Annotated in this window: 24 protein-coding genes; 12 read left to right on the top strand and 12 right to left on the bottom strand. The window is 59.3% G+C overall.

The annotated features are described in order from the left end of the window. The coding region (locus GIW69_RS24840) for a DUF6124 family protein (protein WP_236485418.1) at positions 1-245 on the top strand (245 nt) is incomplete at its 5' end. Positions 246-358: 113 nt separating this feature from the next. On the opposite strand, the gene GIW69_RS24835 is transcribed toward GIW69_RS24840, so the two are convergent. After that, positions 359-1,279 (bottom strand): LysR family transcriptional regulator, encoded by a 921-nt coding sequence (locus GIW69_RS24835; RefSeq protein ID WP_236485417.1) that lies wholly within the window; start codon positions 1,277-1,279, stop codon positions 359-361. Positions 1,280-1,497: 218 nt separating this feature from the next. On the opposite strand from GIW69_RS24835, the gene GIW69_RS24830 reads away from it, so the two are divergent. Both GIW69_RS24830 and GIW69_RS24825 read left to right on the top strand, forming a co-directional pair. Further along, positions 1,498-1,893, top strand: coding sequence for a RidA family protein (locus GIW69_RS24830; RefSeq protein WP_236485416.1), 396 nt, complete (start codon positions 1,498-1,500; stop codon positions 1,891-1,893). 380 nt (positions 1,894-2,273) lie between these two features. Beyond that, the gene (locus tag GIW69_RS24825) at positions 2,274-2,786 is read left to right on the top strand and encodes a hypothetical protein (protein ID WP_236485415.1); all 513 of its coding nucleotides are present in this window, start codon (positions 2,274-2,276) and stop codon (positions 2,784-2,786) included. Between the two features lie 46 nt (positions 2,787-2,832). Here the strand turns inward: GIW69_RS24825 and GIW69_RS24820 are convergent, their stop codons facing one another. The 5 genes from GIW69_RS24820 to GIW69_RS24800 all read right to left on the bottom strand — a co-directional run bounded on the left by GIW69_RS24820 (position 2,833) and on the right by GIW69_RS24800 (position 8,011). Continuing rightward, entirely contained in the window at positions 2,833-4,269 is a 1,437-nt protein-coding gene (locus tag GIW69_RS24820; RefSeq protein WP_236485414.1) for an amidohydrolase family protein, read from the bottom strand. Between the two features lie 24 nt (positions 4,270-4,293). Beyond that, positions 4,294-5,022, bottom strand: a complete 729-nt coding sequence (locus GIW69_RS24815; RefSeq protein ID WP_496570960.1) for an ABC transporter permease — start codon at positions 5,020-5,022, stop codon at positions 4,294-4,296. A 64-nt stretch (positions 5,023-5,086) separates the two neighbouring features. Beyond that, a complete protein-coding gene (locus GIW69_RS24810) occupies positions 5,087-5,896 on the bottom strand; it encodes an ABC transporter ATP-binding protein (RefSeq protein WP_236485412.1) in 810 nt (269 codons plus the stop codon). Continuing rightward, positions 5,893-6,927, bottom strand: coding sequence for an aromatic ring-hydroxylating oxygenase subunit alpha (locus GIW69_RS24805; RefSeq protein ID WP_236485411.1), 1,035 nt, complete (start codon positions 6,925-6,927; stop codon positions 5,893-5,895). The genes GIW69_RS24810 and GIW69_RS24805 overlap by 4 nt, the downstream gene beginning before the upstream one ends. A gap of 64 nt (positions 6,928-6,991) precedes the next feature. Further along, positions 6,992-8,011: an ABC transporter substrate-binding protein gene (locus tag GIW69_RS24800; protein ID WP_236485410.1), complete on the bottom strand. Its 1,020-nt coding sequence runs from the start codon at positions 8,009-8,011 to the stop codon at positions 6,992-6,994. Between the two features lie 464 nt (positions 8,012-8,475). On the opposite strand from GIW69_RS24800, the gene GIW69_RS24795 reads away from it, so the two are divergent. Beyond that, positions 8,476-8,640, top strand: coding sequence for a DUF2986 domain-containing protein (locus tag GIW69_RS24795; RefSeq protein WP_236485409.1), 165 nt, complete (start codon positions 8,476-8,478; stop codon positions 8,638-8,640). A 69-nt stretch (positions 8,641-8,709) separates the two neighbouring features. On the opposite strand, the gene GIW69_RS24790 is transcribed toward GIW69_RS24795, so the two are convergent. Continuing rightward, positions 8,710-9,834 (bottom strand): mechanosensitive ion channel family protein, encoded by a 1,125-nt coding sequence (locus GIW69_RS24790; protein WP_236485408.1) that lies wholly within the window; start codon positions 9,832-9,834, stop codon positions 8,710-8,712. 279 nt (positions 9,835-10,113) lie between these two features. On the opposite strand from GIW69_RS24790, the gene GIW69_RS24785 reads away from it, so the two are divergent. After that, positions 10,114-12,081, top strand: coding sequence for a choline BCCT transporter BetT (locus GIW69_RS24785; protein ID WP_236485407.1), 1,968 nt, complete (start codon positions 10,114-10,116; stop codon positions 12,079-12,081). A 68-nt stretch (positions 12,082-12,149) separates the two neighbouring features. Here the strand turns inward: GIW69_RS24785 and otnC are convergent, their stop codons facing one another. Continuing rightward, entirely contained in the window at positions 12,150-12,791 is a 642-nt protein-coding gene (otnC, locus tag GIW69_RS24780; RefSeq protein ID WP_236485406.1) for a 3-oxo-tetronate 4-phosphate decarboxylase, read from the bottom strand. After that, a complete protein-coding gene (gene otnK, locus GIW69_RS24775) occupies positions 12,788-14,077 on the bottom strand; it encodes a 3-oxo-tetronate kinase (protein WP_236485405.1) in 1,290 nt (429 codons plus the stop codon). Before otnK ends, otnC begins: the two co-directional genes overlap by 4 nt. 279 nt (positions 14,078-14,356) lie before the next feature. Here otnK and GIW69_RS24770 point away from each other — a divergent pair, with 279 nt between their 5' ends. The 3 genes from GIW69_RS24770 (at position 14,357) to GIW69_RS24760 (ending at position 18,011) form a co-directional block, all read left to right on the top strand. Then, on the top strand, positions 14,357-15,727 hold the full coding sequence (locus tag GIW69_RS24770; protein ID WP_236485404.1) for a hypothetical protein: 1,371 nt from the start codon (positions 14,357-14,359) through the stop codon (positions 15,725-15,727). Positions 15,728-15,807: 80 nt separating this feature from the next. After that, positions 15,808-17,157, top strand: coding sequence for a GntT/GntP/DsdX family permease (locus tag GIW69_RS24765; protein ID WP_236485403.1), 1,350 nt, complete (start codon positions 15,808-15,810; stop codon positions 17,155-17,157). Between the two features lie 50 nt (positions 17,158-17,207). Beyond that, the gene (locus GIW69_RS24760; protein ID WP_236485402.1) at positions 17,208-18,011 is read left to right on the top strand and encodes a DeoR/GlpR family DNA-binding transcription regulator; all 804 of its coding nucleotides are present in this window, start codon (positions 17,208-17,210) and stop codon (positions 18,009-18,011) included. A gap of 115 nt (positions 18,012-18,126) precedes the next feature. Here the strand turns inward: GIW69_RS24760 and GIW69_RS24755 are convergent, their stop codons facing one another. Both GIW69_RS24755 and GIW69_RS24750 read right to left on the bottom strand, forming a co-directional pair. Further along, the gene (locus GIW69_RS24755) at positions 18,127-18,813 is read right to left on the bottom strand and encodes a tetratricopeptide repeat protein (RefSeq protein WP_236485401.1); all 687 of its coding nucleotides are present in this window, start codon (positions 18,811-18,813) and stop codon (positions 18,127-18,129) included. A 14-nt stretch (positions 18,814-18,827) separates the two neighbouring features. Beyond that, positions 18,828-19,493 (bottom strand): hypothetical protein, encoded by a 666-nt coding sequence (locus tag GIW69_RS24750; RefSeq protein ID WP_236485400.1) that lies wholly within the window; start codon positions 19,491-19,493, stop codon positions 18,828-18,830. Between the two features lie 147 nt (positions 19,494-19,640). On the opposite strand from GIW69_RS24750, the gene GIW69_RS24745 reads away from it, so the two are divergent. The 4 genes from GIW69_RS24745 (at position 19,641) to GIW69_RS24730 (ending at position 22,653) form a co-directional block, all read left to right on the top strand. Continuing rightward, positions 19,641-20,201, top strand: a complete 561-nt coding sequence (locus GIW69_RS24745) for a hypothetical protein (protein WP_236485399.1) — start codon at positions 19,641-19,643, stop codon at positions 20,199-20,201. Between the two features lie 100 nt (positions 20,202-20,301). Then, complete coding sequence (locus tag GIW69_RS24740) at positions 20,302-21,117, top strand: carbon-nitrogen hydrolase family protein (RefSeq protein WP_236485398.1); 816 nt, start codon at positions 20,302-20,304, stop codon at positions 21,115-21,117. Between the two features lie 130 nt (positions 21,118-21,247). After that, on the top strand, positions 21,248-21,688 hold the full coding sequence (tspO, locus tag GIW69_RS24735) for a tryptophan-rich sensory protein TspO (RefSeq protein WP_236485397.1): 441 nt from the start codon (positions 21,248-21,250) through the stop codon (positions 21,686-21,688). Then, positions 21,688-22,653: an alpha/beta hydrolase gene (locus GIW69_RS24730; protein ID WP_236485396.1), complete on the top strand. Its 966-nt coding sequence runs from the start codon at positions 21,688-21,690 to the stop codon at positions 22,651-22,653. The genes tspO and GIW69_RS24730 overlap by 1 nt, the downstream gene beginning before the upstream one ends. A gap of 1 nt (position 22,654) precedes the next feature. On the opposite strand, the gene GIW69_RS24725 is transcribed toward GIW69_RS24730, so the two are convergent. After that, positions 22,655-23,434, bottom strand: a complete 780-nt coding sequence (locus tag GIW69_RS24725; protein ID WP_236485395.1) for an EAL domain-containing protein — start codon at positions 23,432-23,434, stop codon at positions 22,655-22,657. Positions 23,435-23,824 lie beyond the last annotated feature (390 nt).

Here is a 23,824-nt window from a genome sequence, read left to right as displayed (position 1 = left end):
CCGCCCAAATCATGGCGAGCACCAACAAGCCCGAGCCGATGTATTTCGCCAATCCGCGCTACAACACCGAGTCCCTGCTGGCCAACGCCAGCGAAACGCTAGGCTCGGCCACGAACATGCTCAACGACTTCGCGGCTCAGCTGGATGTCGCGCATCGCAAGACGTTGTTGGGGATTGCGCAGGTGGTGATGCTGGGGGAGTTGGCGGTGAATCAGGCGTTGGATCATGTCGAATCGCGGGAATGATGTCCTCGCGGTCGAGCGATAGCGTGTAACACCTTGCCGTGATTCATCCGAAGTCCGGACGCTTCACTGTCTGCGTGGATGGGTCAGGCGAGGCTGATCGCAGCCTCGCGCTTTCAATCGCGCGCAATCACAGGCGCATGTTCGGCCATCAATTCCACGACCCAGTCGATAAATACCCGCACCTTGGCGCTGACGTGGCGGTTCGGTGGAAATGCCAGGTACATCGGCATTGGTGCCATGTGCCAATCTTCGAACAACGGCAGCAGTTCGCCGCTGGCCAGATGCTGTTTGGCCATGTATTCGGGCAGCCAGAGCATGCCCAGGCCCGCCAGCCCGGCGGCGAGGTATGCGTTGCCATCGTCAACCGTCAGCAGCGGGCGGCCTTGGGCCTCGATGCGTTCTTCGCCGCGTTGCATGGCGTAGGGCAAGGCTTTGCCGGTACGAAACCAGAGGTAACCGACCGTGCTGTGCCCGCTCGCCTCCATTTCACTCGGGTGCGCCGGTGTGCCGCAGCGCTGCACATAACTCGGCGAGGCGTAGATGCCGAGCTTCAGATCGGCCACATGCCGTGCCACCAACGACTGATCGGTAATCTCGCCGCCGCGCACGACGCAGTCGACGTTCTCGCCAATGATGTCGACGATGCGATCGCTCACGCCCATGGTCAGCTGGATTTCCGGGTAGCGTGCATAAAAGTCCGGCAATGCCGGGATCAGCAGGATGCGCGCCAATGGGCTCGGGACATCGACTCGCAGGCGCCCGCGCGGTGTCATTGATGCGCTGGATAAACTGGTCTCGGCGTCGTCCATATCGGCCAGTAGCCGAATGACGCGCTCGTAGTAAGCCGCGCCATCGGCGGTGACGTTGACTTTGCGTGTGGTGCGGTTGAGCAGGCGCACACGCAGCCGCGCTTCCAGTTGCTGAACCAGTTGCGTGACGCTGGTCTTGCTCATGTGCAGGGTGGCGGCGGCTTGGGTGAAACTGCCGGTTTCGACCACTCGGGCAAAGGCCTGCATTGCGTCGAAACGATCCATTTCATGCCTCGTTCAGGTATTGGCGTTGTTGGAGGATGGTTGGCGGCGTGGCTTTTGTGGAGCAGATCAAGAGATCGCAGCCTGCGGCAGCTCCCACAGGGATTGTTTGGAGTTAACAAACAGTCATGACCAGAGTTGCCTGTTTATCAGGGTCGGTTGAGTTTTTACAGTGGTTCCTTCTTGAACAGCGGGCCGTGAGGCCCTGAAGGATCACTGCCATGACCAGTAAACGTGATGTTGTTTTTCCGCCGGATCGCCATGCGCTGTACGAACTCCACCGCTATTCGCCGGCGATCCGTTCCAACGGTTTTCTGTTCGTATCCGGACAGGTCGGCAGCCGCAAGGACGGCTCCGCCGAACCGGATCTCGCGGCACAGGTTCGCCTGGCTTTCTCTAACCTCAACGCGATCCTGGCCGAGGCTGGCGGCAGTTTTGATGATGTGATCGACACGACCATTTTCATGGTCGACCCGGACTCGACATTTGAAACGATCTGGCAAGTCGCGGCTGAATACTGGGGCGAAGCGCCCTACCCGACCGTGACCGCTATAGGTGTGACCTGGCTGTCGGGCTTTGACTTTGAGATCAAGGTGATTGCCAAGATTGCGCAGTAGAGGCGGATAAAGTTGTGTCCGGTCACGGTGCAATATTGGTTTTTGCTCCTGCTCGCGATAGCGGTGTGTCAGACAATATTAAATTGGATGACTCACCGCTATCGCGAGTTCAGGCTCACTCCTACAGTGGATCTATGGTGATTGTTAGCGCGGGGCAGGTTCACCGTTATTTTTGCGTTTTGACCATAGAGGCAGAAATCGGCCGGGCCTGGTGTTCACTCATTCCAGACGCCCCGATTGATGCTTTACTCATGAAGCCAAGCGAGTGGCAGTCATCCGCGGCTTGTCGCTTTATATCCTCACCACTGCGATCCCTTGGGCGACTTGGGCTCGATTTGTCTTGGTGCGGCTACGCTATCTCCCGATTGAAGGGCGCCAACATGAGTACTGCTCTCCTCAAGATCAAACATGAAGTCATGAAGATACTTCCGCCGACTCTGTTTTTTTTCATCATTCTGCATATCGTTGCCCTTATTCGCGCGCTCATGATCAAGGGTGCGGGGATAGACCTTCCGGCTTCGGCGTCGGTGCTGATCGCATCCCTCATACTCGGCAAGTCCGTATTGATTGCGGATATGCTGCCCTTCATAAACAGGTTTCCTGACAAACCGCTGATTTGGAATGTCATCTGGAAGACACTCATATATGCCGTGGTCGCGCTGGTTATTCATTATCTGGAGCAACTGTACGAATACTGGAAAGAGGCACCCGGCATCATAGGTGCGAACTCACTCCTTTTGTCGTCCTTGAACTTGCCTCGTTTCTGGGCGATACAAATTCTGCTCATTACGTTGATATTCATGTATTGCGTGATCGCAGAACTGGCGCGTGTCATCGGACCTGAGCGGCTAAAGGTGATGTTCGTAGGCCCGCTTGCGCCAGTGCAACGCTGAAGTGCACGTGAAATTGCGCTTCGCCGATAGCACTCATCCCCCCCGCTCACCGGCGCACGCCTGCGCGGCGTTGCAGTTCAAGCACGGCTTCGGCGGCCTGGCGGCCCAAAGCACTCAGGTCGAGTCCCGGGATTTGGTCGTCTTCCACCACGCGACGTCCGCCGATCAACAAAGCTTTCAACCGCGCGCGACCGCCACTGGCCACGGGGCCGATGGCCGGATCGTGCAAGCCGAAGAAGCGTGGATCGTCGAGGGCATAGATCGCGATATCTGCCGATTGCCCAATGGCCAGCGTACCGATGTCCGGCAGGCCCAGCACTTGCGCGCCCCCTGCGGTGCCCCAGCGCACCACGTCCTCAATGCTGGCAGCATCCGCGCCACCTTCAAACGTGCCGCCGGCGTAACCGGGCTTTGCTTGTTCACCTTTGCGTGCCCGTTGCAGCAGCCAGGCCGCGTGGGTTTCGGACAGCATGTCGGCCGCTTCGTTGGACGCGGCACCGTCGACACCGATTGAGATCGGCACACCCGCCGCTTCGAGCGCCGGAATGTCTGCAATACCGCTGCCGAGTCGACCGTTACTTTGCGGACAGTGGGCGATGCCGGTTTGGGTCTGGCCGAGCAGGCGGATTTCATCGGGCAGCAGTTTCACCAGATGAGCGAACCAGACATCCGCGCCCAGCCATTCGTATTCGGCGCAAAACTGCACGGGCGTCATGGCGAATTTGGCCCGCGCCGCGTCGAGGTAATCGACGGTTTCCGACAGGTGACTGTGCAGCCGCAAACCCCACGCACGGGCGGCACGCGCCGTTTCCCGCAGCTCGTGCGCAGTTGTGGAATGCAGGGTTGTGGTGGGAGCCATGACGATTCGTCGATAGGCGTTGGCGGATGGATCGTGATATCGGCTGACCAGGCGCTCCACATCTTTCAGATAGTCGTCGAGCGTTTCCGGTCTCAGTGCTTGTGGCAGTTGCGCTTCCAGCTGTCGAGTCTGCGTGGCGCCGCCCCGGCAAAGGACAAAGCGCATGTCCAGTGCTTGCGCCTCTTCAAACAGGATCTCGGCGCTGTCGTAGGGCATGCCCGGATAGTACAAATAATGATGATCGGCCACCGTGGCGCAGCCGGAGCGCAGCAGTTCGATCAGGCCAATGCGCGCCGCCAGTCGAAAGCTGTGCTCATCGAAAGCCGCTCTGAAGCGGTAGGGAGTCGCGGCGAGCCAAGGGGTCAGGCTTTGGTTCAAGCCTTCGGGTTCACCCTTGAGCAACGACTGGAACAGGTGATGGTGTGTGTTGACCCACGCGGGGTAAACCACGCAATCGCGGGCGTCGATCCGGGGTTCGCCCGGCAGCGGTTTCAGGCATCCCATGGCCGTGATCCGGCCGTCAGTGACGCGAATGTCCGGGCCTGAATGGCGAGCCGCTGCACCGCGCAAACCCGTAAGGATCGCGCTGGCATTGCAGATCAGGTAGCTGGTCGTGGAGGTCATGGATGGGTACTCGAAGTCATGGTTTCAACCTTGTTCGCTATCGTGCCAATGGCTCAGACAGAGGCGCGCAAGCACCGCCATCAGGCTGAACAGCGACACGCCGGTAAGGGCGATCAGCACCAGCGCGGCGAACAGTCGGGGGATGTTCAACTGAAATCCTGCCTGCAAAATCTGATACGCCAACCCGGCCCCGGTGCCGCCCGTGCCGGCGACAAACTCCGCCACCACTGCACCGATCAGCGCGAGGCCGCTGGCGATCCGCAAGCCGCCGAAAAAGTACGGCAAGGCGCTGGGAATGCGCAGGCGAACCAGGGTTTGCCAACGCCCGGCGTGGTTCAGACGAAACAGGTTGAGCAGCCCCGGGTTGACGCTGCGCAAACCGAGCACGGTGTTGGAAATCACTGGGAACACCGCGACCAGCGTGGCGCAAATCACCAGCGCCACCGTGGTGTCGCTCACCCAAATAATGATCAGGGGTGCGATCGCCACCACGGGCGTGACTTGCAGCAGAATCGCGTAGGGAAACAGGCTCGCCTCGATCAATCGACTCTGTACGAACAAGAACGCGGCGATCACACCGAGCACCACGGCCAGGGCGAAGGACAGGAATGTGATCTTCAAGGTGACCCACAGTGCACCGATCAGCATCGGCCCGTCGCTGAGCAATGTCCGACCGATGTCCAGTGGGCTGGGCACCAGGTAAACCGGCACTTTCAAGCCGATGCACAGCAACTGCCAGATTCCCAGCAACACCGCGCCCACCAACAGCGGGGCGAGGACTTTCTGTACACCCGGGCGCGACCACAACGGCGCGGATTTAATGGGCATGGCAGTCACCATTCGCTTGAGCCAGCAGTGCGGACAGCTCCGCGCACTGGCGGATGAACCCGGCCGAGGTACGAAAGGTGTCGTCACGCACCTCGGGCCCTTCGATTCGCACATCGGCCAGCACCCGACCCGGTCGAGCGCCCATGACCACCACGCGCGATGAAAGGAACACCGCCTCATAGATACTGTGAGTGACGAACACCACGGTCAGGTCGCGGCGCGCCCACAATTGGCGCAAGTCGCTGTCCAGACGGTTACGGGTGAACTCGTCAAGCGCACCGAACGGTTCGTCCATCAGCAACAGGTTTGGCTCGGTGACGAGCGCCCGGGCGATCGAGGCGCGCATCTGCATGCCGCCGGACAGTTCACGTGGATAGGCTGAACCGAAGTCGCCCAGCCCTACCAGCTTCAGCGCGGTATTGACTCGCTCGTCGCGCTGGTCATTGGGTACGCCGGCCAGTTCCAGCGGCAGGCGCACATTGGCGGCGATCCGGGCCCATGGCATCAAGGTCGCCTCCTGAAACACCATGGCCAGTTTGCGGTCGCTCTGACCCTGCCGGATTTCGCCTTTGCCCCACCACCGAACATGTCCCGCCGAGGGGTGTTCGAGCCCGGCGAACATTTTCAACAACGTGCTTTTTCCGCAGCCGGAAGGCCCCAGCAATGAGACAAATTCACCGCGCTTCACACTCAGTTTCAGCCGCTGCAGCGCGTGGGTGCCGTTGCCGTAGGTCTTTTCCACTTGATTGGCCAACAGCACCGGGATGGTCGCGCCATTGACGTCGAGTGCGGCGTTCATAGCGGCGTCCCCGCCGGGCGGAACTGCTCTTCTTCGCCGTGAGCCTTCAGTAAGTCAAAAAGCATTTTGCGCATGATCAGGCCCGGTCGGTCCGACTCCATGTGGAACTCGACTCGGCGCCGCGTATCGACGCACGCATCGTAATCGGTGGCTTCCAGAATTTCCTGGTCTTCACGGGTGATGGGCGCATCCCAGTCAATCAACTCCTGACTGCTGCAATCTTCTTCCCGGTCATTGCGGTACAGCCACTGAACCAGTTGGATGTGCTTGTCGTCGATGGGCGTCGCGCAGTTGTAGATGATGTGGTGCACGCCGCTGTCCGGGTAGGTACAGCCGAAACGCCGCACGAAGGGCAGATCCCAGCGATTGAACAAGTGGCGGGTCGTGGTTGGGGTCTGCGTGCCGGTAATGCGATGCCCGGCGGGCGGGTTGTTGATGGGCACGAGGGTCTCCGCAACGAAGCCCCATTCGGTCTGCTCCAGGTGATATTTGGACGGCTGCGGCTGGCTGAGCATGCCGAAGTTGGCTTTGTGCACGAACGAAAAGTGCGAGTTGTCGAAGGAGTTCTCCATGAACCGCAAGGGGCTGGTTTTCCATTGTTCATAGAACTGGAAAATCCGCCGGTAAGCGGGATTGCCGTCTTCCTCGAAGCTCGGAACGGGCTGCAACGGTTCGCCCAGGCAAACCCAGACATACCCGTATTTTTCCTGGCACCGATAGGCCGGTGTTTTCGCCCCCGGCGGAATCGGCGCACCTTCGGCCTGTTGTGGAATGCACACGCAGGCGCCGCTCTGATCGTAGCGCCAACCGTGGTAACCGCAGACGATCACACCGTCTTCAACCCACCCCTTGGACAGTTGCGCAGTGCGGTGACAGCAGCGATCGGCAAGGGCGACCGGGCCTTCTTTGCCCATGAACAACACCAGCCTTTCGCCCAGCAGCGTGAAAGGTTGTGGGCCTTGAGTGAGGGCGGTGACGGGGGTCAGTGCGTACCAAAAGCGGCGTAGAACAGGTTGTTGAGTAACCAGCATGGATCATCTCCTCGATTCTTTTTAGCGGCATGTGCGTCGTGGCCACGCCGTGATGCGGCACGTTTTACTGACTGGCTTGAGCCGGGCCGTCGGGCATGACCTTCAGGTCGCTGACGAAGCGCGTGTCGTAGGCTTTGCGCCAGTCGGCATCGGGCTTGAGCAGGCCTGAATCGACCATAAAATCGCGGGTCGCTTGCCAGCGTGCGTCAGTCATCACGCCAATGCCGCGTGTGGCCGCATCGCCCCCGTCGACCAATCGGTACTGCTTCAAGGTGCTGACACCCCAGGCCAGCAGTTCATCGCTCATGTTCGGGTTGTCTTGCTTGATCAAGGCGTTGCCCGGAGCCGGATTGGCCAGGTAACTGCGCCAGCCTTCCATAGTTGCCTGGACGAATCGCTGAAGCATTTCCGGACGCTGTTCGATAACGTCGGGGCGGGTGACGAGGGTCGAACCGTAAGGGGGATAACCGGCGTCTGCGAACAGGAAGAAGCGCGCGCCTTTGTCGACTTTCAACGCCTGAAACAGCTCGGAGCTGGCATAGGCCTGTTGAGCCGTCGCCGGGTCATTGAGGAAAGGTTGCAGATTGAACGTGTAAGGCCGCGCCTGGGCTTCGGTGAGGCCATATTTTTGCTTGAGCCATGGCCACCAGGTTTGTTGCCCCGAAGTCGAAACCAGAACGTTTTTGCCTTTCAGCTGTTCGAGGCCGCTGACATCACCGTGGGTCAGCAGGCCTTGCGGCTCGCCCTGAAACGCCGCTGCGATGGCCACCACGGGCAACTGCTGCTCCATGCTTTTGAGCACTTGCAAGTCGTAGTTGATGATCACGTCGGCCTGCTTGTTAAGTAGCAACTGCATGCCGTTGACTTGCGGCCCGCCCATGCGGATGGTCACGTCCAGACCTTGCCGGGCATACAAACCTTCGGCCTGCGCCTGGTAAAATCCGCCCTGTTCAGCTTGCGCATACCAGGACGTCAGCAACACGATTTTGTCCGCCGCGTGGCTGACCGGTGAAAGCAGCAGAACGAGCGGGAGCAACAGGCGAGCGGAGGAAGCGGTAGACCCCGTTGCAGTGACAGATTTCATGAGTGTTTCTCCACAAAGGAAAGCACAAAGGAAACCGGGATGCGGGTCGACAGGATCGAGGGAGTGTGCGCAGAGAGGGTCTGAAGGGCGACATAATCTCTCTCGCACATGACCCATGGTCATGTCCAAACACCCGCATCACGGGTGTGCGGCAAAAGCCGCAAGAGCAATGTCCTGCGCAGGAAACCACTCCCGCACTGACCGCTTCTACTCACAAGCGTCAATGCAGAAGCTGTGCCAAGCGGCTGGACACGACGCCAATGCCCGATCCAGAGCCATCCGCTCAAAAATGGCAAACGAAGTCGCAGTACCGACGCTCGATCGTGGTGCGCTCGATGCAATCAAGGTGCAGGTCTTGAGCAATGCCGAGCCGGGCTGAAGTACCATGGCAACTTGTCGTCAACAGGCCCCTGCTCTATTCATGGAGCCTGAATTGATGAACATCTTCGAGGGAGCAAAAAAACATGAACCGTCAGAAAAAACTGCAGCAGTTGTTCAAGGAAAAGTCCAAAAAAGCCAGCGCGAAGCTGGCCCCGAAAAAGCCCAAATACATCAGCAAGGCTGAGCGCGCGAAGCTGGAACCCACCCCTGTAGGAGCTGACGAGGGCAACGAAGCTGCGATCCTTTGATCTTAAAAAAAATCAAAAGATCGCAGCCTTCGGCAGCGCCTGCACGAGAACGGGGGTATGCATTCAGGGCTAGGCGTTTTCTCGCGAGTTGCGCTGCATGACGGGGTGAGATTGCACCGACTCCGGCAACGAGGCCACGTAAACGGTGCGCGACGGGAAGGCAAAATTCGCATCAAGGTCAGCGATCGCTTCCATGATTTGCAGATTGATCCTCTGCTGCACGTCCATGTAGACGTTGTAGCTCGCATCCAGAACGATATACACCGTCTCGAATTCGAGGGCGTTTTCACCAAAGCTTCTGAAGTGGCAGCGGTCGAACCTGGCGTTGTCTTCGCTCTTGATGATTTCTTCGACCCGTTGCGTGATCTGCCGAATCTGGTCGGCGGAGCAGTCGTAGGTCAGACGAAATTCGAAGACGATCCTTCGTTCCTGAAGCCGTTTGTAGTTCTGAATGGTGCTTCCGATCATGTCGGCGTTGGCCATGACGATCTGTTCGCCACCCAGACTTCTGATGCGCGTGGTTTTCAAGCCGACGTGTTCAACGGTGCCTGCAAGCGAACCGACGACGATGAAGTCGCCGACTTCAAAGGGTTTGTCGACCGCGATGGAAAGTGAAGCAAACACGTCCCCGAGAATGTTCTGCACCGCCAGGGCCACGGCGATACCACCGACCCCGAGGCTCGCCACAAACGCTGTGATGTTTACCCCGACATTCGACAGCATTGCGAGCAGGACGACTGCCCACAGTAATACCCTTGCACCCCATAAGCTTAAGGTCGCCAGCGCGCTGGCTTGAATAACTCCGGTGCTACTGTGTCGGGAAAAATAGCGGCGCAGGCCTAGCGCCATTGCGCAGTTGACCCATAGGCCGACCTGTAAGGCCGCCACGACAAACCACAGACTGCTGACCCGGCTGAGCCAACGCTCGGGCAAATCAAGTATTCCGACACCGACAAGAATCGATGCCAACAACAGCAGTGTGTTGCTGGTGCTCGCCAACACCTGGCCGGCGATATAGGTGAGATGGCCATTGCCTGCGGCCGATTTCGCCTGGACTTTGTTGAAGACCAGGCGTATCGCCGTTCTTGTCATGATAAAGCTGAGCACGGCGGCGCAGATTGCGAAGATCCAGTTCGCAAGTGAAATCCCGAGCACTGAGTGATCAGAAAAAAGTCGTGTCAAGTCCTCTGCCATGGAAGCCCCCTTTCAATTCTGCGAGCCGGCATGCCATCTCGACATTCAGGGCTCACAGCCTAGGTAGAAAGCCACTGGCGCCCTGTCCAGACTCCAGCAGCATGCTGGGACTTAGTCGGTGCCAGTGGCCGAGCGTTCACATTTTCAGACCGTCGTGCCCGTTTACGGCAATCACGACGTGGAAGTGCGGAACGACGCCGGCGCAGTGTGGTCTTCAGCAACGCCACACGACCCGATTCACAGGAGTGACTGCTCTGTGACAGCCCCAAGGAGACTTGCATGACAACCAAGGCCGACACGAGCGCCAAGCCTACGCTCAACCCACCGGTTTTTTACACGTCAGGAATCATCCTGCTTCTACTGGTCATTTACGCCAGTGTCTTTCAAAGCAACGCCCAGCAGGTGTTTGCCGCTGTTCAAAGCTGGATCATCATCAATGTCAGTTGGTTCTACATACTCGCCGTTGCCATCATCCTCGGTACCGTTGTTTTTCTCGGCATGAGCAGATACGGCGATATCAAGTTGGGACCCGATCACAGCAGCCCCGATTACAGCAATACGACCTGGTTCGCGATGCTGTTTTCGGCGGGCATGGGCATTGGCCTGATGTTCTTCGGTGTGGCTGAACCTGTCATGCACTTTCTCAACCCGCCGGTGGGAGACGGCAGCACGGTTCAGGCTGCACGCGAAGCGATGAAAATCACGTTTTTCCACTGGGGGCTGCACGCGTGGGCGATCTACGCCATCGTGGCGATGATTCTTGCCTATTTCAGCTACCGCCATGGCCTTCCACTCACGTTGAGGTCTGCGCTATATCCGTTGATCGGTGATCGTATTTACGGGCCGATCGGCCATGCCGTCGATATCTTCGCCATCATCGGCACGGTTCTGGGCGTCGCGACCTCCCTGGGCTTTGGCGTTGCCCAAATCAATACGGGGCTTAACGCGCTGTTCGGTGTTCCTATCAACACGACGGTTCAGATCATCTTGATTGTAGTGACGACCGCGCTCGCCACTATTTCTGTGGTAACCGGCCTGGACAAAGGCGTACGCCGACTGTCCGAACTCAATCTGGGTCTGGCAGTGTTACTGCTGCTGATGGTCATCCTGCTCGGCCCGACGGTGCTGATTCTGCAAACGTTCGTTCAGAACACAGGTGGCTATCTCACGGAAATTGTCAGCCGCACTTTGAATCTTTATGCCTATCAGCCGACTGACTGGATTGGTGGATGGACGCTGTTTTACTGGGGCTGGTGGCTGGCATGGTCGCCCTTTGTCGGCCTCTTCATCGCTCGTATTTCGCGCGGCCGGACTATTCGCGAGTTCGTGACGGGTGTTCTCCTGGTACCCGCTGCTTTCACGCTGCTGTGGATGACGGTATTCGGCAACACCGCCATTCATATGATTCTCAGCGAAGGCCTGACCGACCTGGGCGCGGCCATCGATAAAGATACATCCCTAGCGTTATTCGCCTTCCTTCAGCACTTCCCGTTTTCCGGCGTGATCTCGTTGGTGGCCGTCGTGATGGTGGTGGTGTTCTTTGTGACTTCCGCGGATTCCGGCGCGATGGTCGTAGACATGCTGGCCTCCGGCGGTTCAGCGCACACGCCTGTCTGGCAAAGGGTTTTCTGGGCGTCCAGCATGGGGCTTGTGGCAATCGCGCTGCTACTGGCAGACGGATTGAAAGCACTGCAGACCGCCACCATTGCCAGTGCGTTGCCCTTCACCATCACCCTTCTCTTCAGCATGCGAGGGCTGCTCAAGGCATTGAAGCTGGACGCGACCAAACGCGGGCTGCGTTATCAGTCTATTTCACCCAACGCCAGTCGCAGCCCGGGCGGCTGGCAGCGGCGACTGAGGACAATGGCGATGTTCCCGCGTCGCGCGCATGTGCTGCGTTTCATCACTGAAACAGCGAAGCCGGCCTGTTTGTCGGTGGCCGAGGAATGGCGCAAACAGGGTTATGTCTGCACGGTTGAAGATGTCGAAGACAGCGCCGTTCGACTCAGCGTCGGAGGGGCCGATAACCCGCAGTTCATTTACGAGGTCAGGCCGCATCCTTACGCCATGCCGAGCTTTGTCATGGGCGACACACAGGACGAGGAGCGCAAGTACTTCCGGGCCGAAGTGCACTTGCGCGAAGGCGGCCAGGATCACGACATCATGGGTTGGTCACGGGACGAAGTGATTGGCGACATCCTCGACCAATTCGAGCGGCATATGCGCTTTCTTCACTTGGTCGGCTAAGCCCAAACCGCCGTGACTGGCCGATTTATTGGCCAGTCACGGCGCGGATGTACAAGTCGACTTTACGCTCAGTAAACCGCCCCAAACACCGCTTTCAACTCCTCGATTGCCGCCTCGCTCAATGGCGCAGGTCGGGGATTTGTCATGAGCCACAGGCGTGCGGTTTCTTCCAGTTCTTCCAGCACGTAACTGGCTTTTGACACCGAACTTTCCCACACCACCGGCCCCAGGCGTTCAAGCATCACCGCCCTGACCTGACTCGCCAGCAACGCCACCTGCTCGGCCACGCTGTCCGCGCCCGGTCGCTCGTAACCAATGAGCGGGACGCGCCCCACTTTCATGACTTGATAAGGCGTGATCGGCGGCAGAATGTTGTCCGCACTCCAGACCCCGGCCAAGGTCAGCGCCACCAGGTGTGTCGAGTGGGTGTGCACGACGCCTTGGGCGTTGGGATTGCGGTCGTAGATCTTGCGATGCAGCACCAAGGTTTTCGACGGTTTGTCACCGCTGACCCACGTGCCGTCCGCCGAGACTTTGGCGATCCGCGCCGGATCAAGGTGTCCCAACGAGGCATCTGTCGGGGTGATCAGCCAACCGTCGTCGAGCCGTGCGCTGATGTTGCCAGCAGTGCCAACGGTGTAGCCGCGCCCATAAAGGCTGCGGCCTACCGTGCAGATTTCTTCTCGCAGTGCGTTTTCAAGGGTGCTCATGCGATCGCCCCTTGCATGAAGCGCAGGGCTTTGCTGAAGAAGTCCTGGCCGCCGAAGTTGCCGGATTTCAATGTCAGCGACAAGGGCTGCTCGCTGCCCAGCGACATCGTCAGTGGCACGCCGGGATCAATCGTCCGACCGATGCGCAGCGCTTTGACATCCAGCGCCTTGACCACCGAACCCGAGGTTTCCCCGCCCGCGACGACGAAATGCCGAAAGCCTTTGTCGAACAGCCGACGGGCGATGTTGCCGAGCGCTTCCTCGACCAGGGCACCCGCCCTTTCTACGCCGAGTTTTTCCTGTGCGGCGCGCACTGCCTGCGGGCTGCTGGTGGAATAGATCAGCGCCGGCTCATTGCGTTCGGCATAAGCGACCGCTTCGCCGACGACATCGTGGCCGTCGGCCAATGCCAGCGGATCAATGTGAAAGGCTGCGTTACCTGCTTGCAACCAATGGGCGACTTGAGCGTTGGTGGCGTTGGAGGCACTGCCCGCCAGCACCACGGCGCGGCCATCGACGACGCCCACTTGCGCGGCATCGATTTGCCGCAACGAGCCCTGACGCAGGAAGTTGGCGGGCAACCCTTGTGCAATGCCGGAACCGCCGGTAACCAGCGGCAATGACGCGCAAGCCTCGCCAAGGGTTATCAGGTCGGCGTCGGAAAGTGCGTCGGCAATCGCGATGCGTACGCCCTCGCTGCGCAACTCAGCAAATCGTGCCTCGACCGCCGCAGTGCCCTGGGCGACCGCGTCGTAACGCACCAGGCCGACCGGCGAAGGCGTCTGCTGGCTGAGGACGCGGACGAGGTTGGCGTCTTTCATCGGCGTCAGCGGGTGATGCTCCATGCCGGACTCGCTGAGCAACCCGTCCTGCACGAACAGATGGCCACGGAACAAGGTTCGCCCGTTCTCGGGGAACGCCGGGCAGGCGATGGTGAAATCACTGCCTAACGCCTGCAACAACGCATCGGTCACCGGGCCGATGTTGCCCGCGGGGGTGGAATCGAAGGTCGAGCAATATTTGAAAAAAAACTGAGTGCAGCCCTGTTTGCGCAACCACTCCAATGCTTCAAGCGACTCACCAACGGCATCGGCCGCAGGGGTGGTGCGCGATTTCAACGCGATGACCACGGCATCCGCGTCCAGCGTGCCGGCCAGCGCCGCGTCCGGGATGCCGATGGTTTGCACGGTGCGCATGCCGCCCCGCACGAGAATACTGGCAAGGTCGGTGGCGCCGGTGAAGTCGTCGGCGATGCAGCCGAGTAAAGGTCGATTAACAAGACTCATACAGTGATCTCCTGCGGCGTCAGTGTCAGAACCAACCCGCATGCTCCGCTGCTGGCACGCCTCACCAGCAGTGTTAAAAAATGATAAAACCACACATGAGCATGGTCGCCACGGCCCTGATACTAGGACAAAAATGAAAGACAGTGTTAATCCACGTTAAATAAATTGACCTTCGTGTGAATTTACAACTATTGTCAGCTCACCCGGTAGCTGGATCTCCATAACAATATTGTTCATCCGGTGGCTGCTGCCGACTTTACCTTTCACCGAGGACGAACCATGAATTTCGAATTACTGTTTGCCGAGCAATCACAACCGGTTCGCTACGCGCTGACCGGTGCCAAGGGCGGATTCTCCCGCACGTTGCTGGCGCAGACCCTGAAAATGCCGCGCCTCCAAGCGGCGGCATTGTGTGACCTGGACGTTGCCGGCCTGCGCGCGCTTTGCCTGGAACTGGGCTTCGCTGCCGAACGCCTGATCGAGTGTGCCGATGCGCGAGCCGTCGCAGCGGCGCCGGCCGATGCGATCGTGTTGGTGGCGGACGTTGAACTGCTGGCCGCCGCCACCTACGACATTCTGGTCGAAGCCACCGGCAACCCTGCCATTGGATACCGCATCGCCCGTCGCGACATTGAGGCCGGACGCCACGTTGCCATGGTCAGCAAAGAAGTCGACGCGGTCAGTGGTATCACGCTGTCGCGCCTGGCTGCCAAAAACGGCGTGGTCTACACCACGGCGGACGGCGACCAACCTGCCAACCTCATCGGCTGGGTCAGTTGGGCGCGGGTGCTGGGCCTCGAAATCGTCGCCGCCGGCAAATCCAGCGAATACGACCTGGTGTTCGACCCGCAGGCACTTACCATCACGCAACTGGACCAAGTCATTGCAGCCCCGGACATGGCCGGCCTGCTGACGCTGGGCGACGATATTCCCGCCACCCTCGCCGCTCGCCGTGCGGCGCTCAATGGCTTGAAAACCTCAGCCACGGCCGACTATTGCGAAATGTCGGTGGTCGCCACCAACATCGGTTTCGTCCCGGACGTCGAGTTGCTGCACTACCCGATTGCCCGCACCAGTGAACTGGCAGACATCTATGCCCTGCGCGAGGACGGCGGCGTTCTCAGTCGCGAGGGTGTGATCGAAGTGTTCAACGTTTTGCGCCTGCCGGATGAAGCAAGTTTTGCCGGCGGCGTCTTTGTCATCGTCCGCACCCATGACCAACCGACGTGGGAATTGCTCGCGCAAAAAGGTCATGTTGTCAGCCGCAACGGCCGCTACGCCTGCCTGTACCTGCCGTATCACTTCATGGGCGTGGAAACGCCGATCACCCTGCTCAACGCGGTGTTGCACAAGCGCGCTTCGGGCACCGACACGCCGAGCCAATGCACCGTGCTCGGTGGCCGCGCAACGGTCGATATCGCCGCCGGCACCGTGCTGAAAATGGGCGGACACCATCACGACGTGACGGGTGTGCAAGCGGTTCTGCTGGCCGCTGACGACGCCGAGGACGATGTCGCGCCGCTATACCTGGCCGCGCACGCCACCGCCAAACGGGACATCAACGCCGGAGCGCTGCTGCGTATCTCCGATCTCGAAGGGTACGACGCCGAGTTGCACAGCGCCTGGTGCGCCGGTCGCCTGGATGCCTGAAACCGGACGCCCACTCAGTGGGCGTCGCTTGAAGATGCAGCCGTACATTCTTTTCGCATGCGAACAGGTTCAACAAAAATATGAATAGCGAACTGTTTATTTTCTCGATGGCCGCAGGTGCCATCGTCGTTTTGATCGTGTTGATCACACGACTCAAACTCAATCCATTCCTGGCATTGACGTTGACCGCCATCGGCCTCGGGATCCTCAGCGGGGTCAGCTCCGCCGAGACCATCGACAGCTTTGCCAAAGGCTTCGGTTCAGCGCTGGCCAAGACGGGCCCGGTAATCGGTCTGGGCACCCTGCTCGGCGGCATATTGCTCGGTTCGGGTGGCGCGGATCGTATCGCCAATGCGTTCATCGGCAAGCGCCCGGTGCAATACGCGCCCTGGGCCATCTGCGCGGCCGCGCTGCTGATTGGCATGCCGCATCTGTTTGATGTCAGCTTCATCATGCTCGCACCGCTGGTCTACACCGTGGCTAAACGCACCAACAGCCACTTGCTGTTTATTGGCTTGCCATTGGCAGCCGGCCTCTACGTGTCGCACGGTTTGCTGCCACCGCATCCGGCGCCGACGCTGGCTGTCGCCGCGTTTCACGCCAATACCGGCCTGACGATTTTTTACGGCCTGTTGATTGCGATTCCGGTTGCGGTGATTTGTGGCCCGGTATTTACCAAACTGATCAGCCCGTGGTTCGGTCCGGCACCGGACTTGAGCGCGGGGCCTGTCGGCGCTCGCGAGATTGTCGAGGGTCAACCGCAAGCGTCGCTGGCCGCTTCGATCATCGCCGTCCTGCTGCCGCCCGGCCTGATGCTGATCGGTACGCTGGGCATCGCCTTCAGCAGCAAAGGCACGGCGCTTTATGGGTTCTTCACGGCGCTGAACAACCCGATTCTGTCGTTGCTGACAGCCGTCATCTTCGCCTTTTTCGCCCTGGGCCTGCGCTCCGGTTTCAACCTTGGCCAAGTGCAGAAAATGGCCGGTCAGGGGTTGGCGCCACTGGGGGCCATCGTCATGATCCTGGGCGCTGGCGGCGGCTTCAAGGAAATGCTCAGCACCATTCACCTGGACGTGTTGATTACCCATCATGCGTCCGGCTGGGATATCAACCCGCTGATTCTCAGCTGGGGCATCGCCGCCCTGCTGCGCATTTGCCTGGGTTCGGCGACGGTTGCAACGGTTGCCGCGACCGGCATCGTCGCACCTTTGGCACTCGCCCATCCCGGGCTGTCACCCGAATTGCTGGTGCTGGCTACGGCGTCCGGTGCGGTGATGCTCTCCCACGTCAACGATTCGGGCTTTTGGTTGTTCAAGGAGTACTTTCAGTTGACCGTGGCGCAGACTTTCCGCACCTGGACACTGATGCTCTGCCTGCAATCGCTGCTCGGCCTGATCGGGGTTCTATTGATCGAGGCGGTAATACGCTAAATTGTCGGTCCAATCAGTGACGGATTGGCCTTGCCCCTCCAGGAGTTCAGATGCAGGACGAAGAAAACGGCGCCATCAGTGCGGGTGCACCGATGATTCCCGAGCAGCGTCGGGAATTGATCCTGCGACAGTTGCGCAAGCATCAGGTCTTGAGCGTTCATCAGTTGATGGAGATGTTCGACTGCTCGCACATGACCGTGCGCCGCGACATCGCGGTGCTGGAGCAGGAAGGCAAGGCTTATTCGGTCACCGGTGGTGTGCGCATCGCCAGCCAGGTGCACCACGAGCACAGCCACCAGCTCAAAGCGATGACCGAGTTACCCGAAAAGAAAAACATGGCCCATCATGCCGCCCAACTATTGCGCGACAACATGACGGTCTACCTCGACGCTGGCACCACACTGCTGTCGCTCATCCCCTACATTGTCGAGCGCTCCGGCATGAGCGTGATCACCAACGACTTCGGCATCGTCCAGGCATTGGCTGACGCCGAGCATGTCGACGTCATTCATACCGGCGGCCTGCTCGACCATCCAAACCGTTCCAGCGTGGGCGTCCTCGCCGCCGCGACCTTGCGCCAGGTCGTGACCGACATCGCCTTCATTTCAACCAGCTCATGGGATCTGCAACGCGGAGTGACCACGCCTTCGGCACTGAAGGTCGAGGTCAAGCAGGCCGCCATGCAATCCGCCACCCAAACCGTTCTGATCGCCACCAGTTCGAAGTACGCGACCTTCGGCATGTACAAAATCGCCGGACTGCACCAGTTCGACACGATCATCAGCGACATCAACCTGACGCAAGCGGCGGCGGACGGAATTCGCAAGTTAGGGGTCGAATTGACCCTTGCCTAAGACGACCAACCCTGTAGGAGCTGACGAGTGCAACGAGGCTGCGATCTTTTGATGTTGTTTTTCAAGATCAAAAGATCGCAGCCTTCGGCAGCTCTTACAGGGGCGGGACATGTGATTAGCGCAGGAAAATGCTGTACTCGGCGAGCTTGGCCTTGTGCTTCTCCTGCACGTATTGCTTGTCGACGATTTGCGAGAACTTCATAAAGTCCGCTTTGGCGTCGCCCTTGTCTCCCAAATGGTCGTAGGCGATCCCGCGCGCGTAGAACGCCCAAGCGTAGTCCGGCTGGCGCTGAAGGCCGGTGCTGAATGCTTCGGCGGCCTCTCGGTATTGGCCCAGATCAGTCAAAGCCAGGCCCAGATGATAGTAGGTCGGCATGTGGAAGCCGGAACCTTTTCCGGCTTCTCCCATCCCGTTGTCGAGGTTGTATTGCACAATCTCAAGGGCTTTTTTCGGGTTGCCCGAGTCGCGATACATGGCGCTCAAGTCCAGGTTGGCGCGCGGATCAGGCTTGCCCGTCAACTGCAGGGACTTTTCTTGGGCAGCCACGGCTTCGGGAAACCGTTTGAGGTTGCTGTAGGCGCCGGCCTGCACTGCATAGATCAAACTTTGCAGCGAGGTTGGCAGCGTATTTTTCTGCAAACACAGATCCCCTTCCTGCAGCACCAGAGCGTCGTTTTTGGCTTTCGCTGCCTTCATCTGATTCATGCAGTGGGCAAGGTTGGCTTTTTGCGGGGTCTGCATCCCGGCACAACCGGAGAGAATGACGGAGCAGGCGATCAGTGCGAGCCAGCGAGTATTCATGGAAAGCATCCTTGTCAGTCGAGCAAATGGGCGTTGAGGTCAGGTCGGTAAACCTGCAACAGCGGCGCGGTCACGGTGCCTTGTAGCGAGCAGAACACGGTGGTGTGTCCGGCGAGCGGCGGTGTGGTGTCGCCCGTGTCGACCATCAGAACGCGGTCAACGAAACCAAACGGCGTGGCGACGCCGGGGCCGGTAAGTCCTTCGGTGCGCCATTGGCCTATCGGGTCACCCACGCGACGAATTTCGGCGCGAACAATGGCGTTGCCCTGACTGATAAAGCGTGAGTTGTCGACGATCAACGGCTTGAGTTTTGCAGCCACCTCCTGGGGCGAGCCATCGGCGACGAAACCCCAGAACAGAAAATTACCGACGTCCTTGATGGATTCGGCCTGGTTGTAATAGCCGACCATCCGCACGCCGTTGACGATCAGGGGCGTTTCGAAGTGTTGGTAAGTGCCGCCTTCTTGTAGCGGACTCAGAATGGTCGGGGCCTTGACCGAGCCGTAATCACTCAGGCGCAAAGTACCTGTTGGCAAGCGAGCGTCGCGCAGGCTTGCGAAAAACTGTGCATCGCATCGAGAGAATTCAGTCAGCAGTTGTTCGGGCGTGGTGACAATCTGGGCCTGGGCAGTACAGGTGACGGCGAGCAAAGCAATGCCGGAAAACAGCGAGCGGAACATTTAAGTCATCCGTGAAGTGGAAACGAAGGCTGTCGGCTTGCAAGTCGCAAACTTTAGGCAGACGGTCGGGTCTTGATCAGCCTGCAACACCGGATGCTATCTTGCATACATTCAGGGATTTACTAATAAGCCAATGGCGGGAACCGCATGAGCAACTTCCCTATCGTCGCTACGGTGCTCTCAATGATCTTGGGCCTGTCGGTCACTCGCCTGTTGCTGGGTACGTTGACGGTATTCCGCATTCGGCGCATTGCCGCGCCGGACTGGGTGCCGCTGGTGTGGGCGGTGATGCTGTTCGCCACACAGCTGGATTTCTGGTGGGCGGTCAATGCGCTGCCGACGATCAAGACGACGTTCACATTTATGGAGTTTTTGCTGCTGGTGCTGTTGGCGCTATCGCTGTTTGTCTCTGCCGCGCTGTTGCTGCCGAGTCGCAGTGAGGATGAGCAAAATGGCCTTCGCGTGTACTTCGAGCAGGATGGTCGTTATGCACTGTTGTCACTTTCGACGTATCTGGTGATCGGCCTCATCGTCAATGTCGCGTTGTTTGAGGCATCGCCCATCGCCCTGTGGGGTTTGCTCGATGTGATCATGATTGCGCTGCCGGTCTGCGCGTTTTTTGCCAGGTCGCGCAGAGGCTACTCGCTGATCACCCTGGCATTCGTGCCAGTCAGTGCACTGGATATCGTTATTTCATTGGCTAACTAGCCCTGCCTCCTACCCATTACGGGTTAACCCTTTGACGTGATTTTTTGCCTGTGCGGGCGGCTCCATAATCCGCGCAGACCACTTACGCGAAGGATTAACGATGAAGATTGAACTCGTACAGATCAGCGGTCGCGATGGCGATACCGCGTACAACCTTGAACGGACATTGCAGGCGATTGCGACTCGCGCGGCGGACGCCGATTTGTTGGTATTTCCGGAAACCCAGCTGATGGGGTTCTGTAACGCCGTGCAGCTCGCGGAAATAGCCGAGCCGCTGGATGGGCCGATCATGCAGGCTGTGCAGCGCGCCGCATTCGAGCACAATGTTTCGGTGTTGATCGGGCTGGCCGAAAATGCCGCGGGCGTGTTTTACAACACCTCTGCGCTGGTGACGCCGCAAGGCATCGCGATGAGTTATCGCAAGACGCATTTGTGGCCGTCGGAGCGCGGTCTGTTTCAACCTGGCGACCGGTTTGTCACGACGCTGTGGAAAGGAATCCGCGTCGGCATTCTGATCTGCTACGACATCGAGCTACCGGAAAGCGCCCGCGCCCTCGCGCAACTCGGCGCCGAGCTGATTCTGGTCACCAACGGCAACATGGATCCCTACGGCCCCGTGCATCGCGCCGCGATCACTGCTCGCGCCCAGGAAAATCAGGCCTTTGCCGTGATGGTGAATAGAGTGGGCGATGGCGATGATGGCCTCGTCTTTGCCGGCGGCAGTGCAGTGGTTGATCCCCTCGGGCGCGTACTGTTTGAGGCAGGTCGCGATGAATGCCGCAAGGTGGTCGAGCTCGATCTGGATTTACTGCACACTGCCCGCCTCGACTATGACTATCTCAAGGATCGTCGGCTTCAGCTCACCGGCGAGCAGATCGATCACGCCGATGGCCGTCGTGAGTGGTTGATCCCCTGACAGGCATCGGGTGCTGCCGCAGTAAAATTTCCCGATGCATTCAAACTTTTCGCCTCAACAGACGTCCCTTGCTTAGTGCAGCCGAAATGGCTTTGCCTCCCCCACCGCTGACATCAGCCAAGGACAGACGATGACTTTTTTCATTTTCCTTTTAGCCTGCGCGGCCGCCGCGAGTACCGGCATTTTGTTCAAACCGGGCGATTGGTACGCCTCGTTGGTCAAACCGAGTTTTACACCGCCGAACTGGGTGTTTCCGGTGGCGTGGACGACGATCTACCTGCTGCTGGCCTGGGCCGGTTATCGCTTGAGTCTGATCCCGGGGAGCCAGATCGTGCTGGCGTTGTGGGCGGCGCAGATCGCGCTGAACACGTTGTGGACACCGGTGTTCTTCGGCGCGCGGCACGTGTTCGCCGGCATGGTGATTCTGGTGCTGCTGTGGCTGGTGGTTGCAGCGATGGTGGTCATGGCGTTGCAGCTGGATGTGATTACCGGGTTGATCCTGTTCCCGTACTTGGTGTGGCTGTGCGTGGCAGCGGCGCTGAATTTTTCCATCTTGCGCAATAACCGCTGATGGCAGCGCCTTGGCCTGAGGGCGAGCGAGAACTGGCGCAGGTGCGGGACTTCAACAAGAAGCTCGCGTGGATGCCCCGCTTTCGAATCCGCAATCGGGTCATGCCGCTGTTGATCCAAACGCTGTTGCGCGCCAGTCAGGTCGGCGGTGCAGCGAAACTTCGCCAGCATGGGCTGAAGGCTGAGACAAGACGGGTGAGCGCGGGCGGCGTGCATGTCCCCGTGCGCATCATCAGGCCGAAGGGTCAGGCCAAAGGCGTGGTGCTGGATTTCCATGGCGGCGGCTGGGTGATCGGCAATGCGCAGATGAACGACAACTTCAACGTTGCCATCGTCAACACGTGCGATGTCGCGGTGGTGTCGGTCGATTACCGCTTGGCGCTATCGACGCCGGTTGAAGGCTTGATGGAAGACTGTCTGAGTGCTGCGCGTTGGTTGTTGGGCGACGATAACGAATTCGCCGGTCTGCCGGTCGTTGTCGTGGGGGAATCAGCGGGCGGCCACTTGGCGGTGGCAACGTTGCTGGCACTCAAGCAATGGCCCGAGCTGCTCGAACGGGTGAGCGGCGCACTGTTGTATTACGGCGTATACGATTTGACCGGCACGGCGAGCGTTCGTGAGGCGCCGGATGACACGTTGTTGCTGGACGGCCCCGGCATGGTCGCAGCGCTGCAATTGCTCACGCCGGGACTGAGCGACGCACAGCGCCGGCAGCCGCCGTTGTCGCCGCTGTATGGAGACTTTACCGGTTTGCCACCGGCGCTGATGTTCGCCGGGGAGCTGGATCCGCTGAGGGACGACACGCTTGAAATCGCCGAGCGCTGGGGTCAATCGGCAGCGGTCGAAATGCACCTGTTGCCGTCATCGCCTCACGGTTTTATCCATTTTCCGACCCCGTTCGCGGCCAGCGTGCTCGCCTACAGCCGCGAGTGGATCAAGGCTCGAATCGGCGTCGCTCGGTATTGATTCACTGCATGCCGACTGTTGGCAACCGCGCGATTTCCGGACGGGCGAAGAAATAGCCTTGCATCAGGTCAACCCCGAGCGCCAGCAGTGCGTCGCGCTCCCCGGTTGATTCGATCCCTTCCGCGACAATCTGGATGTTCAGCCGCTTGGCCAGCAACACGATGCCCTCGACAATCGCCGTGCGCACGTGATCCTGATCAATGTCACGGGTCAGCGCCATGTCGATCTTCAACACCTGCGGCTGAAACATCGCCAACAGGTTCAGCCCTGAATAGCCGGAACCGAAATCATCGATGGCCGTCGTGAACCCGTGGCGCTCGTAGGCTTCGAAAATCGATTTGAGATGCTGCGGATCATCGACGCGTTCACCTTCGACCACTTCAAACATCAGACGCTCTTGAGGAAAGCCGAACTGTCGGGCGGCTTCCAACGTGGCACGGATGCAGGTCTCGGCGCGGTACACCGCTTTGGGCAGAAAATTGATGCTCAATTTGCAATCGGCGATGTCCAGCAGGCCCAGTTCGGTCGAGCGCTCGATGGCTTTGACCCGACAAGCCTGGTCAAAGCGGTAACGGTTCTGATCGTTGACCAGCGCCAGAATGCTCGCCGCGGATTCGCCATTGACGCCGCGCACCAGCGCCTCATAGGCGTACATGGCGCCTGTCCTGACATTGACGATGGGCTGAAACGCCATGGTGAAATCGAACCCGAGCCCTTCCAGATTGCGGCACTCTGCGCAGCCGATCGGTTGGAAGTCGGGAGGGATGATAATTTGGGACATGGCGCTTCTCCAGCCTGGCGCGTCACTGGACACGGCCTCAGGCAAATCGGGAGGGTTTGAACCGGGAGTGTTGGATTCCCTCTGCATCGGCACGCGGAAGATTATCTGAACACCTTCCGTCGGTCGACCCACAACCGACCCCACCCCAATAGGAGCTGCCGCAGGCTGCGATCTTTTCACTGCGAAGGGAACGCGGAGCGTCCCGGCTGCACTCCCACGCGGAGCGTGGGAACGATCAAACACCATCAAAAGATCGCAGCCTGCGGCAGCTCCTTGTATCTCGACTATCGCCCCTGACGGAGCGATAGTTCTCGACTGATCATCGAGGGAGGGATCTGGAAGCCGCGCAGCTCCTTAGGCTTTTTGCCTGCAATGTAGATGGTGCTCCAT

The sequence above is a fragment of the Pseudomonas syringae genome (assembly GCF_021605415.1).
GTDB classification, from domain to species: domain Bacteria; phylum Pseudomonadota; class Gammaproteobacteria; order Pseudomonadales; family Pseudomonadaceae; genus Aquipseudomonas; species Aquipseudomonas syringae_S.
This window is presented reverse-complemented; position numbering and strand designations above follow the sequence as displayed.